The 12,339-nt window shown below is 49.5% G+C and carries 17 protein-coding genes; 7 read left to right on the forward strand and 10 right to left on the reverse strand.

The genetic code is table 11. The features are described 5' to 3' along the window. Positions 1-40 precede the first annotated feature (40 nt). Positions 41-358: a thioredoxin gene (trxA, locus tag BLO51_RS02220; RefSeq protein WP_090666392.1), complete on the reverse strand. Its 318-nt coding sequence runs from the start codon at positions 356-358 to the stop codon at positions 41-43. Between the two features lie 217 nt (positions 359-575). Here trxA and BLO51_RS02225 point away from each other — a divergent pair, with 217 nt between their 5' ends. Next, entirely contained in the window at positions 576-725 is a 150-nt protein-coding gene (locus BLO51_RS02225; RefSeq protein WP_090666394.1) for a YqzM family protein, read from the forward strand. Between the two features lie 73 nt (positions 726-798). On the opposite strand, the gene dnaI is transcribed toward BLO51_RS02225, so the two are convergent. The 3 genes from dnaI to BLO51_RS02240 all read right to left on the reverse strand — a co-directional run bounded on the left by dnaI (position 799) and on the right by BLO51_RS02240 (position 3,907). Further along, the gene (gene dnaI, locus BLO51_RS02230; protein WP_090666397.1) at positions 799-1,761 is read right to left on the reverse strand and encodes a primosomal protein DnaI; all 963 of its coding nucleotides are present in this window, start codon (positions 1,759-1,761) and stop codon (positions 799-801) included. Between the two features lie 68 nt (positions 1,762-1,829). Then, positions 1,830-3,329, reverse strand: a complete 1,500-nt coding sequence (locus tag BLO51_RS02235) for a replication initiation and membrane attachment family protein (RefSeq protein ID WP_090666398.1) — start codon at positions 3,327-3,329, stop codon at positions 1,830-1,832. A gap of 293 nt (positions 3,330-3,622) precedes the next feature. After that, positions 3,623-3,907: a YuiB family protein gene (locus BLO51_RS02240; RefSeq protein ID WP_174551183.1), complete on the reverse strand. Its 285-nt coding sequence runs from the start codon at positions 3,905-3,907 to the stop codon at positions 3,623-3,625. 400 nt (positions 3,908-4,307) lie between these two features. Between BLO51_RS02240 and hemQ the strand changes: the two genes are divergently transcribed. Next, positions 4,308-5,054, forward strand: a complete 747-nt coding sequence (gene hemQ / locus BLO51_RS02245; RefSeq protein WP_090666403.1) for a hydrogen peroxide-dependent heme synthase — start codon at positions 4,308-4,310, stop codon at positions 5,052-5,054. Between the two features lie 67 nt (positions 5,055-5,121). Here hemQ and BLO51_RS02250 read toward each other — a convergent pair whose 3' ends face one another. Further along, a complete protein-coding gene (locus BLO51_RS02250; RefSeq protein WP_090666405.1) occupies positions 5,122-5,379 on the reverse strand; it encodes a hypothetical protein in 258 nt (85 codons plus the stop codon). A gap of 3 nt (positions 5,380-5,382) precedes the next feature. Next, positions 5,383-6,573: an NAD(P)/FAD-dependent oxidoreductase gene (locus BLO51_RS02255; protein WP_090666407.1), complete on the reverse strand. Its 1,191-nt coding sequence runs from the start codon at positions 6,571-6,573 to the stop codon at positions 5,383-5,385. Between the two features lie 419 nt (positions 6,574-6,992). On the opposite strand from BLO51_RS02255, the gene BLO51_RS02260 reads away from it, so the two are divergent. Further along, positions 6,993-7,979: an NAD(P)/FAD-dependent oxidoreductase gene (locus BLO51_RS02260; RefSeq protein ID WP_090666409.1), complete on the forward strand. Its 987-nt coding sequence runs from the start codon at positions 6,993-6,995 to the stop codon at positions 7,977-7,979. A 115-nt stretch (positions 7,980-8,094) separates the two neighbouring features. Here the strand turns inward: BLO51_RS02260 and sda are convergent, their stop codons facing one another. Further along, positions 8,095-8,250 (reverse strand): sporulation histidine kinase inhibitor Sda, encoded by a 156-nt coding sequence (gene sda / locus BLO51_RS02265; protein ID WP_090666411.1) that lies wholly within the window; start codon positions 8,248-8,250, stop codon positions 8,095-8,097. A 343-nt stretch (positions 8,251-8,593) separates the two neighbouring features. Here sda and BLO51_RS02270 point away from each other — a divergent pair, with 343 nt between their 5' ends. From BLO51_RS02270 to BLO51_RS02280, 3 genes are all read left to right on the forward strand, one after another. Beyond that, the gene (locus BLO51_RS02270) at positions 8,594-8,890 is read left to right on the forward strand and encodes a magnetosome magnetite crystal formation protein family (protein WP_090666413.1); all 297 of its coding nucleotides are present in this window, start codon (positions 8,594-8,596) and stop codon (positions 8,888-8,890) included. 73 nt (positions 8,891-8,963) lie between these two features. Beyond that, positions 8,964-9,353, forward strand: a complete 390-nt coding sequence (locus BLO51_RS02275; RefSeq protein ID WP_245719496.1) for a cyclic-phosphate processing receiver domain-containing protein — start codon at positions 8,964-8,966, stop codon at positions 9,351-9,353. Positions 9,354-9,456: 103 nt separating this feature from the next. Next, positions 9,457-10,002: a hypothetical protein gene (locus tag BLO51_RS02280; protein WP_090666419.1), complete on the forward strand. Its 546-nt coding sequence runs from the start codon at positions 9,457-9,459 to the stop codon at positions 10,000-10,002. 72 nt (positions 10,003-10,074) lie between these two features. Here the strand turns inward: BLO51_RS02280 and BLO51_RS02285 are convergent, their stop codons facing one another. Next, a complete protein-coding gene (locus BLO51_RS02285; protein WP_090666421.1) occupies positions 10,075-10,533 on the reverse strand; it encodes an SRPBCC family protein in 459 nt (152 codons plus the stop codon). Positions 10,534-10,733: 200 nt separating this feature from the next. After that, positions 10,734-11,042, reverse strand: a complete 309-nt coding sequence (locus tag BLO51_RS02290; RefSeq protein WP_090666423.1) for a hypothetical protein — start codon at positions 11,040-11,042, stop codon at positions 10,734-10,736. Positions 11,043-11,287: 245 nt separating this feature from the next. On the opposite strand from BLO51_RS02290, the gene BLO51_RS02295 reads away from it, so the two are divergent. Next, a complete protein-coding gene (locus BLO51_RS02295) occupies positions 11,288-11,521 on the forward strand; it encodes a helix-turn-helix domain-containing protein (protein ID WP_090666425.1) in 234 nt (77 codons plus the stop codon). 92 nt (positions 11,522-11,613) lie between these two features. Here the strand turns inward: BLO51_RS02295 and BLO51_RS02300 are convergent, their stop codons facing one another. Then, positions 11,614-12,171, reverse strand: coding sequence for a hypothetical protein (locus tag BLO51_RS02300; protein WP_090666608.1), 558 nt, complete (start codon positions 12,169-12,171; stop codon positions 11,614-11,616). Positions 12,172-12,339: the final 168 nt, after the last annotated feature.

Here is a 12,339-nt window from a genome sequence, read left to right on the forward strand (position 1 = left end):
GAAAAAGAGCTTTTTCTCACGCAGTCCGCAGGCTGCCAAATTATTGATGGCGGCTCAATACGTTTTTCAACGCATCTTTACTCTGGAAGCCGACGGTTTTATCGACAGGCTGGCCGTCTTTGAACACGATCAGCGTCGGAATGCTCATTACACCGAAACGGGAAGCGGTCTCCGGGTTGTCGTCCACGTTCACTTTCACGACTTGCACGCTTTCGCTGATTTCTTTATCCAACTCCTCCAATACAGGAGCAAGCATTCTGCAAGGACCACACCAAGGAGCCCAAAAACCTACAAGAACCGTACCAGATCCTTCTACGTCAGTTGAGAAAGATTGGTCAGACGCATTAACGATAGCCATGATTCAATTTCTCCTTTTGCGGAAATAATGTCAACATGTAAAGTATACCACAACGAGAGCCTTTTTCAACCGAGCCAATGTTTGCACAATTGTCACTTTACATCCTTTACAATAGAATGCGACTTTGGGTATACTAACCGTATATGAGTATCGCTAAGCTGCCTAAGCTGTGCCGTCAGGCGGCTTTGCCCGGCACAACCCGAAGGAGGAACCTTGTATGAACGACTCGACAAGAAATCCCGAACTGCACGTGTATGAAGAAAAACGGGACGATTTTATCGACGTTGCCACGGGCTTCGGCGTGTTCTTCGCCATCCTGCTCGTGATCGGTATCATCGCGACAGCGGCTTCGCTTATGATGAAGTAAATGGCTCGGCCGTTGCGGAAAGCCTCTGCTTGATCTCCATTTCCGGAGGACGGCAGAGGCTTTTTTATGCGTTTTAGGATTCAGGATGCGCTCCGCGCTTGTTATACCCGTTCACCATGACCACGTCCACGAACGGCCGAATCCGGTCCATGATGCGCCGTCCTTTGAACTCCTCGTCCCCGTCCTTGCTGGTAAAGCTGAAATGCTTCTCCAACGCGTCCAAATCGTGATTGGACGTGAAGAACGTTGGCTTGCGGTTCATCCGGTAATTCAGGATCGCTCCCATCACATGGTCGCGAAGCCAAGGATTCAAATTCTCCGCTCCGATATCGTCAAAGACGAGCAGATCCGTCTCTTTCAGGACGTCGATCGTTTCCTTCAGCTTAAGCGGATCTTGGAACATCGTTTTTAAATCCTCGGCAAAATCCGGCATGTACACGATAGCCCCGCTGTAGCCTTCTTTTGCCAGCTCATAGAGCAAATAGCACATCAAAAACGTTTTACCTGTTCCGAAGTTACCGGCTAAATAGAGGCCCGTTGGCTGTAGCCCCTGCTGACGAATCGTTACGATGTATTGCATAATCCGGCCGATCGCTTCTTCCCGGTCCGGATCTTTATCGAAAATTTCGAGCGACGAGTACCCTTGGGACAACGCCCGCTCGTCCACATAGAAGCTCCGAATCCGGCTGCGGACCGCATCCTGCGTCGTTCTGGCGATAAATTTCTTGCATGCGACCTTCTGATCATACACCCGTGTCCAATCGTCCCCCGGCTCGACGTTCAGCATCGTGTAATGACCTTCCATATCGTTCGGACAACGGTCCAGCCCCGGGCAATTGTTGCAGTTGTTATATTCCGTTATATATTGGTGCAGCTTGTTCAAATTCAGCTTGATCGTCTTGCTGTCGAGCTCCGGGTGTTTGGCTCTCAGCTTGACGATCAGCGGATCGGATGCAATTTCCCGCACCTTATTTTCCGCCTGCTGCAACAACTGACGTCCCTGACCGCCCCGCAAAAGTTCCCCAAGCGACTCCATCCGCTGCACCTCCCCATTGATTGCTAGCCGGGCATCGCTGACACTTCTCTAGTACGATTACGTCTCTATTACAGCTTGCCGTCGAGCTGCTGCGCCATTTTACGGAGCGCTTCCCGCTCAGTCGCAGACAGCGTTTTCGCTGCCGGCGTATCCTTGACGATCGGAATGACCGGCTTCTGTCGCCCCCGGCCTCCCCGGGCCGGAGCGCTCGCACCGCTTGCGCCTGCGCTGCGGCGCGTCCGCTGCTGCTCCTGATACTTCATTTGCTCGCGGATGTACTGCACCGCTTCTTCAAACGTGCCGACCTGCTTGGCCAGCATGTCCGTGACGCTGAATTCGATGGACGCTCTCGACCAGGAACGCTTATTGACATACATGTAATGAATCAGCACGTTCATGACTTCCTCGCGCAGGCCGTAGTTCAAATCGACCTTGGCCAGCGTATCGAGCAGCCCGTCCGGTATGGAGCCTTGACTGAATATCTTCTCCAGCAAAAACGTATACGGCTCATTGCGCAAAATGTAGTTGTATTGATGCTGGTTGCATTCTCCTTGAAACAGGTCGGGCACTTGGAGGTAATATTCCATCTCGACGATTTTGTCTCCAGCCGGTTCCGGGCTCTTGCTAGCGCGGTCCGTCTCGCCGGTTTTATCCGCAATCCTCGCCATATGGCGCGTCCGCTCTTCGGTTCGCTTTTTGTCCTGCCGGAACACTTGGTTCGCCTTGTGCTGCAGCAGCTCGAGCACAATCCGTCCGTCCTCGTCGAACACGCCGTCTTCATCCAAAAGCCGGCATACGTCGGTTAAAAACAGGTTGTACTTTTTCGCTACAAAATTGATCGTCGCCAACTGCTCCGGCTCGTATTTGAGCCGCTCCACGAAGTCCCGGTTTACCGACTCCCGCGGAAAGTGCATAATGATCTCCGCATATTGGTAGCCCTTGTACATGACCTCCGGCTTCGCTTCGGCAGGCTTCGCCGCCGCCGATTCGAAGAACGCCTTCTCCAACTCGTGATCGATCACCTGCGTATTCAGACGGAACAGCTCGTAGAACGGCACGGACAAATTTTCGGTATTGGCGTCCGCCACTTCCTGCGCTTCCGGCAGCACCAGCTCGTCCCGCAGCGCAAACACCGCATATTTGCCGACCTTATCCCGCAGCAGCAGCGTCAAATGCTGATTCCGGAAAAATTCCGTCGGCGGCAGCGGCGCAAACAGCGTGTACTCGTACACGTAATCATCCGAAGCGGCCGCAAACCGGCGCGACGTCTTGAGCAGTCCCACCGCTTCCAGCCTTGAAGTCTGTTCAATGAACAGCTTCCGTCCGTTCTCGCTCGCATCCAGCTCCAGGGCCAGAAACAACTTGCGCTGCTGCTCCATTGCCGAATGCCCGACTTTGTCCGCAGGCAGCTGCTGAAACAGCGTCATGTATACGCTGACGGCATAAGCGCCGATCATCGGCTGATATACCGCGGCCATCATCTTGTAATCCAAGCTGCTTAAAGCGAAATCCCGCATGACATAGAAACGGTGATATTCGGAAAAATGCAGCAAATTCGTTATCCGCATTCGGTCAAAACTCCATCCGTGATTCAAGTGTTTACTCTCCATTTTATCACACAAATCGACAATGAGGGTAGAAGGAAAAAGCAGGCTTTGGGGGGGTGGCAGGGTATGTTTTTAGGGATCAGAGGATTGGGGAGTTGCGCGGAGAGTCGTGCTGACTGCCTCCGGCAGTCACACGACTCTCCGCTCCCCCCCCTATTCCCCCAAAAAAACACAAGCTCTGCCAAACGGCAGAGCCTGCTTGAAAAAGAGTAATAAAAAGCAAAACCAAAAATCAAAAACAAAAACCCGAAAAATTAAAACATTTTAAACCCTTTTTCACGAAGGGATTTGATCGTAGAGCCGCTAAGGATGGCGCCGATCAGGCCGCCGACGGCAGGGACGTAATCGGCGAAGGAATATTCGGCCAGATTCGAAGCGAGCGAGCCGGTGCCCCAGCCCCAATAAATGACCAAGCCGATCAAGAGCGCTATATATCCGTAAATAGGGAACCAAGTCGTTTTCATGAGCATGTTTAGAATAAAACCGAGCCCGAAAAACAGAACGAACAGCAGCACGGTTACGATGATCAATTGCAACAAAGCGGACAGCTCCTTTCCATATGCCTATATTGTATAAAAAAACGAAGGCGCGGTAAAGTGAGCCGTTGTGAACGAAATATGAAAAAAATCACAGACGCGAGCTAAAAAAGAGAACAGATAAAACGGTACCAGCCGATCGCCGCGATCCAAAACGGGATGCTGATGAGCGTCCCCATCAAAATGCCTAGCGTTAAACGGTTTGTCATGACGGACGCCTCCTTTTACAGGTACATCGGCATACGGACTCCGAATTGTAATAGCATTTTTTCCAGGAAGCCGTTCACAAAAAGTTTGCCGTTTCGTCACGGAGCCGCATTTGCCCTTTGCGGCCGATTTCGCTACAATAAAACAAGCAGCTGGCAGCAGTGCCCATTTTGAAGGAAAAAGGGAGTGTCCGTTAATGAGTGAAGTCGTACATCCATTGGATGGCTGGTATAGCTTGCATGATTTCCGCGCGATCGATTGGAACGCCTGGAAAAGCTTGACCGCTCAAGAAAGAGCGCGCGCCGAGGACGAACTGTTCACCCTGCTCGGCAAATATCAGAGCACCGAGGACCAAAAGCAAGGCAGCACCGCCTTTTATTCCATTGTCGGGCAAAAAGCCGATTTCGTCTTCATGCATCTGCGTGAGACGCTGGAAGAATTGAACGAGCTGGAAACCGAATTTAACAAATCCATGTTCGCGCAAGTGACGATTCCGACGTACTCTTACGTCTCCGTGGTCGAGCTCGGCGCTTATATGGCCAAGCCGGGGACCGATCCGATGCAGGACCCGGATGTCGTGGCGCGCCTGAAACCGATCCTGCCGAAAGCGGGACATATCTGCTTCTACCCGATGAACAAGAAGCGCGAGGGCAACGACAACTGGTATATGCTGCCTGCCGAAGACCGCCGCAACTTTATGCGCGGACACGGAATGATCGGCCGCAATTATGCCGGCAAAGTGAAGCAAATCATCGGCGGCTCCATCGGTCTGGACGATTGGGAATGGGGCGTTACGCTGTTCGCGGACGATGTGCTGCAATTCAAGAGAATCGTTCATGAAATGCGCTTTGACGAAACGAGCGCCCGGTTCGGGGAGTTCGGCGATTTCTATGTCGGCAACTTGCTGAATCAAGAGAAAATGGCTTCGATGCTGAAGCTGTAACGGGCCAATCCGCTCAAAAAACCCTTGCTGGCATTCGCCGAAACGAAAGCTGCAAGGGTTTGCTCGTTTATTCGTCGTCTTCATCCAAGAGTCCCAGCTCTTTGCGCCGCAAGTACTCTTCCGTGTCCCGGTCGCGCTGTCGCGATTTTTCCTTCAGCCGCTCGATAGCTGGAAGAATGAGGATGTCGATTTCTTTCTGCACGATATACGACAGGTCGTAACGGTTCTGCGATTCGAGGTAATGACCTACATCGAGAAGGGCGTTGTATCGGTCAAGCTCCTCCCGAGTAAGCAGCCCCCGAACCTGAATGCTACAGTTGCGCATGATCTAGAAGCGGCCTTTCTTCAGCACGAGCGGAATACCGCCGATGATATACAAGTAGCGCAGGTCGATGAGCTTTTTCATCACGGCCGCGGCACCGCCCTTGATTTTCTTGGAGCCGACGATCCCGATCGCTTCGCCGCGTCCGAGAGAGGCTACGGTACCTTTCGGCTTATACTCGAACTTATTCAGCTCGGAGCCGCGGATTTGCGCTACCAGATTGTGCGCGCACACATCAGCCTGCTGCATCGAGATTTGCGCCGTTGGCGGATAAGGACGGCCTTCGGGGCTCATCACAATCGAACAGTCGCCGAGCACGTACACGTTGTCGTGTCCTGGAGCATGCAGCGTATCGTCGACCTTGATGCGGCCGCGCATCGTCTCGAAGCCAGCTTCCTCCAGCATATGGTTGCCGCGAATGCCGCCTGTCCAGATGACGGTAGCGGATTTGATCTCTTCACCAGTTGCAAGCACGACGCCGTCCGGGGTGCACTCTTTGATCGCGGTCGCGATTTTGAATGTGACGCCTTTGTTTTTCAATACGTTCATCGCGTACTCGACGAGCTCGGGGTCAAAGCCCGGAAGCGCCGTCGGGGCTGCTTCGATGTTATATATTTTTACGAGGGATGGGTCCACGTCGAATTCTTTGCACAGGTCCGGAATCCGGTCGGCCAATTCACCGACAAACTCGATCCCGGTGAATCCGGCGCCGCCGACAACGAAGGTCAGATAGTCCGTACGGGAAGGCTCGCGCTTGAACTTCGCAAATTGGTACTCTACGTGCTCGCGGATGAAGCGAACGCTGTTGATGGAGCGAATATTCATCGCATTTTCTTTCAGCCCCGGAATGCCGAACGTTTCCGGTTCGCCGCCCAAGCCGATAACCAAGTAATCGTAAGAGAGCGTGCCCTCTTCCAGAATGACTTTTTTCTCTTGCGGCCGAATTTGAACGACGGTTGATTTCACGAAATCGATCTTGAACTCGTCGATCAACTTCAGAATGTTCACGCGTGCATTTTCGGGATTATCCGTCCCTGCGGCAGGCATATGCAGATGGGTCGTAATGTAATGATAGTCGTGCTTATTTACGAGCGTGACGTCAGCTTCATTATAATTCAGCTCTTTTTGCAACCGAATAGCCGTTACGATCCCGCCGTAGCCTGCGCCTAAAATGACTATTCTTGGAATTCGACTCATGGTTCTATCCCTTCCATCACATATTTTTCTATATAGTATATGAGTTTGAAAACTGTTTGTGAAAAATTACACAAGCGACGCCGAAAAATGGTTTTCTTCCTATAAGGTTCCCTCCGGCGTTTGAAAATATAAGCAAATGATGTGTATTTATACCAACAGTTTTAACCAATTCAAATGCAATAATATAATGATACGAAGCAAATAGCAAGTTTTATTTTGATTAAAAACCCAGGAAAATCGCCAGACTAACTAAGGTATCCCCTCGATTCCTTCGGCTGCTGCCTTTTGCCATATAAAAACTTTATCAGGCTAATTAATTATATCACTCATTGAAAAGTCTTATTTATATTTTCAATGTCGTGGCCGTACGATTATAATTAGAATGGACCTTACTATGTTTCGGAGGTGTTTGACCCACCATGAGCAGCGAAATCGTCGACATTATTATCGTAGGCGGCGGCCCGGCAGGGATGTTTGCGGCGTTTTACGGAGGAATGCGCCAAGCTTCCGTTAAATTGATTGAAAGCATGCCACAACTGGGCGGTCAGCTTGCAGCGCTTTATCCGGAAAAATACATCTATGACGTAGCCGGCTTTCCGAAGGTAACGGCGCAAGAGCTTGTTAATAATTTGGAAGCGCAAATGAAGCATTTCCCACTCTCCATCTGCCTGGAAGAAAAGGTATTGAAAGTGGAGAAAAAAGACGAGCGTCTGTTCGAAGTGACGACGGACAAAGGCGTGCATCAATCTAAAGCGGTCATCATTACCGGCGGCGTCGGCGCGTTCGAACCGAGAAAGCTCGAACTCCCAGAAGCTGCGCAATACGAGAAGAAAAACCTGCACTACTTCGTCAGCGATCTTCACCGCTTCGCAGGCCAAAAGGTACTGATCAGCGGCGGAGGCGATTCTGCAGTAGACTGGGCGCTGATGCTGGAGCCGATCGCAGAGAAAGTAACGCTGATTCACCGCCGCGACAAATTCCGCGCGCATGAGCACAGCGTCGAGAACCTGATGAAGTCCAAGGTGGAAGTTATCACTCCGACGGAAATCAAGAAGCTCGAAGGCCGCGACCAAATCGAGCAAGTCGTACTTGCCCATTGCAAGACGGGCGAAGAACGCGTCATTGATGTCGATGCTGTGATCATCAACTTCGGCTTCGTCTCCTCCCTCGGCCCGATCGCCGAATGGGGACTGAACATCGACAACGGCTCCATCATCGTCGACTCGCGGATGGAAACGAACGTGCCCGGCATTTTCGCGGCAGGCGACATTACGACGTACCCCGGCAAGCTGAAGCTCATCGCCGTCGGTTTCGGCGAAGCGCCAACCGCCATCAATAACGCGAAGGTGTATATCGATCCGACAGCTAAGCTGTCCCCGGGCCACAGCAGCAACATGAAATTGTAAAAATACTTTCATCTATATTTGCTTTAGCCGAAAAGATCGCTCTGTTCCTAACAAAAGCGATCTTTTTGACTTTTAACAGGGGAATCGCTTTCCACATAAAAGAAAAAAAGCCCGGTCAGCTGACCTGGGCTTCACCTTCTTTGTAGTAATCTAAGTTGATTTGTCTCCTCTTGATCTCGTCTAACAACAATTCGACAAAATCTTCTTCGAGTTTCAAATCGACGGCTTTGAAATAGGAGTCCACTAAAATCTCATTACTGATCAGTTTCATGGAACAACTCACCTTATCCTGTAATGTAAAATTATATTAACATGTGCCCAAAATTAGAACAACCGTTCCATTATCCACATAGAATTGTGCATATCTTGTGAGTATTATGTTAATAAGTGTCGAATATACGTCATTGGCGGGGTGTATAGTGTGGACAAAGTTATACACAAGCAGCGTACCGTTTTTCGCGATAAAAAAATATGATCGGAAAAGACCATTTTACTCCATTTTGACTATAATAGGGTAATTTAAGGATTATCTTGTCATTTATTGTTTAATCGTCCCTCCGTCGGTTGAAACTATGTAGTGATGGATTTTGATATACGAAGAAGGGAGCATCCCCGTGGAGGCACGTAAGCTGATCGCTTCGTTTTGTTATTTCAGCATATTTTTCGCCGGATTTCTTGTACCGGTTGTCGTCTACTTCGTCACCAACGACGGCTGGGTCCGCGAACACGCCAAAAAAGCGCTTCTCTCGCACATCTTGCCGTTCTTCTCGCTGCTCTTCTTCCTCATCATCTGGATAGCGACGATCTCGGTCACCTCCACGATTTTTCTGGGCGTGCTCAGCCTGATTTTGTATTTCGTCGTAACGATCTGGAACGTGATCAAAGGCATTCAAGTTCTGCTGGAACGATAACTGCCATGCTGCGTGCGGACGCTACTTCGAACAAGAAGTGGCGTTTTTGGCGTTCGCGGGATAAACGCGCGCTGTGGCTGTGCCGCAGTCCAAGCAATCTAAACGTGCGGTGCGTATGCTGGAAGTCAAAGAGAGGCGATGGCATATGATTAACGTGTATTTGGATGACTTGCGTCCGTGCCCGAAAGGTTTTACGCTGGCGAGGTCAGTCGAGCAGTGTATCGATTTGATGACGGCCGGATCGGTTAACATCCTGTCGCTCGATCATGATCTGGGCCTCGGTAAAGCCAGCGGCTACGATTTGGTCAAATATATGGTCGAGAAGAACCTGTATGCAAAAGAAATTATTATTCACAGCGCCAACCCGATTGGCCGGCATCTCATGTGGACGCTGCTGCAGAAGCATAAGCCAAGCAAGGTCAAGCTGTCGGTTCGACCCCAGCCATTGGCGTTTAGGATTTAACCGGCGGATGCGGATATGATACAATGAAGTATCCGTTCGCACGTTCGCTGCCAACTACGGCAGGAACCGCGGAATAAACCCATGCTTAGATAGGAGCAGTCACGTGAATGCCAATGTGCTGAATTTTGAAGGAGACTCGCCGAAGACGGAAGCCAAAGCCAAGCTCACCGACAGCCCGGATATCGTATTCGAAGAGCTTCAAACGATTGCGATCCGACGGGAGGACGCCGACTTTTGGCTGAAATTTGCTTCCGAATGGGGCGGGGCTTTGTACTTGCTGGACGAAAAAAACTTCAAGCAGTTCGAGCGCGGGGAGATCGACCCGCAGGCGTTTGAATTTGCGCGAAGAACGTATCGGCTCGGCCTTATTACGCTAAGCGCCTTGTATGACAAGCTGAAGACTTGGTCGGATTCGAATCCGCAAGAGGACTACCAGTTGGCGATAAACGTATTGGAATGTTATTTTTTGCCGAGTTATCTGGACGACTACGGCCGCGCATACGCGCCGGGAAAAAAACAGGGTCGAGCCTACGTCGAAGCGATTCGGCAAGCCTTCGGCGAAGGTGGCAGCCTTGAGCAAAAGGCGGAAGCCCTGCAAGCGCTAGTGCATGAATATATCGAGTACCTGCATGTCTACGCCAAACAGTGAGCCGGACCATCAACCACGGTAAAAAAGCGGACTCCTTGTACAGGATCGTCCGCTTTTTGCATGGGTGGGCATTCATGCGGCTTGCTTCTCCGCCAGCTGTTTAATGTAGAGATTTCGTTTCAGCAAAAAACTTCTCATGTACGCTTCCAGAAACATCCGGTCCGCCAGCTTGCCAAGAGGCCCTAATGGCGATGTGTAATCAAATTCGTCAATCATCAACGTTCCCGAATCGACGGCGCAGAACTCATGCGTATGCCGAAACCGCTTGAACGCGCCCCGGACCATCTCGTCCACAAAATAAAAAGGCAACTCAAATTCCGTTATTTTCGCGGTCAACCGCTGCTTGATGCCGAAATGGACGGCCTCCCACGTTACCGTCTGCCCCAGCTCAATCAACCCGCTCATGACTCCGCCGACCGCTCTTTCCTTCGTTTGCGAAGTCGATTGGGCATGAACGTCGATACTTCGCGCCAGATCGAAGCAGGTTTCAATCGGCGCTTCTATGTACAATTCGGATCTGATTACCGGCATATTCGTCCTCCTCTCCAAATCGAACGAAGCGCTGCGTCTTCCACGCCCCCGGTAACAAACACCTGTTCTGATATTACTACAAAATGGTTATTTGAGCAACGAAGCGCCAATCCGGTTCGAGGATGTTGTTGAGTGTGAAAACTCGTCATCCGTCGTCAGCTTTTGGCCGTCGTGCCAAGTTATGCCAAGAGAGTCCATCTTCAACGAATAAGGCTCAGTTTATCTGCATCATGGAGCACATGGAAATTCAGAAGTTCGTAAGCAGTCATAGCATGGAGCTTTTCGTGCAGATCGAAAATAGCGATTTCTCCTTTATGCGTCTTGCCTAAATTTAATTTGGCACCGCACTCCACGTAAATTCGATGATTTTGCGTCCGGGAAGCCATGGTATAATGAACAATATGGTTTAAAATAAAAAATGCGTGCGATTCGTCGGGCGTCAAGTATGCATCTGTAAGTTCAAAATCATTTTCGCCCGCTTCGAGAACAAGGGTTACCCTCTTCAACATGTTCTGCCACTCCTTATTGTTCTTTTAATGCGTTCGTTCCGCAGAAGTACCAAAGATGAAGCCACACAACATCGGATGCCTACTACCGGTGAAGTGATGAGATGTGATGTCAGAGCTCCTTTAATGTAATTACGTTTTTCGTAATTTTATTACTTTTATAATAATTCCGAATTTCGTAATTTTCAATATTTCATTTTTTTCTATCTTCTCTGTTTTTTGTATACTTCTATTTGAGGTGGATATTGATGAGAAAAGTGCGCTGCAATCTGAAAGCGATTCTTGAAGAACGAGGCATGGAACAAAAAGAGCTTGCACAAATAACGGGGATTAGAGAAGCGACCATTTCCGAGCTCTGCCGCGATATCAATAAAATGTTTCCGCGTACCGTGATCGATAAAATTGCAGATGCCCTGCAAATCGACGATATTAATCTATTAATTTCTATCCAAGACGAAAAAGACGGCAGCCGATCGGAATAATCTGAAAGGCTATCGTCTATATTTGTTTCAAAATATTTAGCAACTGAATCCTCGTAAGCCTAGTGCTCTTTGCTTCGGCTTCGTCCTGAAATTTATTTCTTCTTCAACGCCTGTACATCATCTTTAAAAGCGTCACTATACTGCTCGAATAATCCCGTATTAAACTTATAACTCTTGTCATTGGCTTGGGGCTTATTTTCCTTAAGTTGTTTGTACAAGTTATCGGTTTCACTCGATAGTTTAGTCCATACTTGCTTCACATTATCATACTTCGCATCCAATCCCTTTATATAAGCATCATATTCCGCTTTCTTCTCCATCGCTTTACCAAGTCGTTCAATTGTGAAATCTATGTCTAACTCCTTGCCTGTGGCGCTGGTACCTCTACTTTTGTACGAACCGATGTTTACGAATCCTTCGTTCCAAACATTCACGGTTATAAACCTGTCAATCTCAGCTAGTTTTGATTCCACTGTAGGCTCTTCCTTTTTAGTAGAAGCATCCGCCTTATTAGCAGAGTTCGCAATCGATTTCTGAATGGCCTCGGCTAGCTTTTCCTCATCGGTTTTTTCTTTTGCACATCCGGAACTGACGAACAGCAATACAACGGCCATTCCAATCAAAAAACCAATTTTGTTGCGATTAAACATCTCAATACTCCCCTCTTTACACATGTTGATTTCCTTTTATATCGGTTACTCCCATATATATCGGATTTTCCAACAAAATTTTGAAGGAAATTTATGAAGAAGTTGCCCTAACTACCTGGCTTCAAATCGCGTGTGCCACCGAAGGTAATCACCGGCAGACCAGCGCCC

This window comes from Paenibacillus tianmuensis, from assembly GCF_900100345.1.
GTDB lineage: Bacteria > Bacillota > Bacilli > Paenibacillales > NBRC-103111 > Paenibacillus_G > Paenibacillus_G tianmuensis.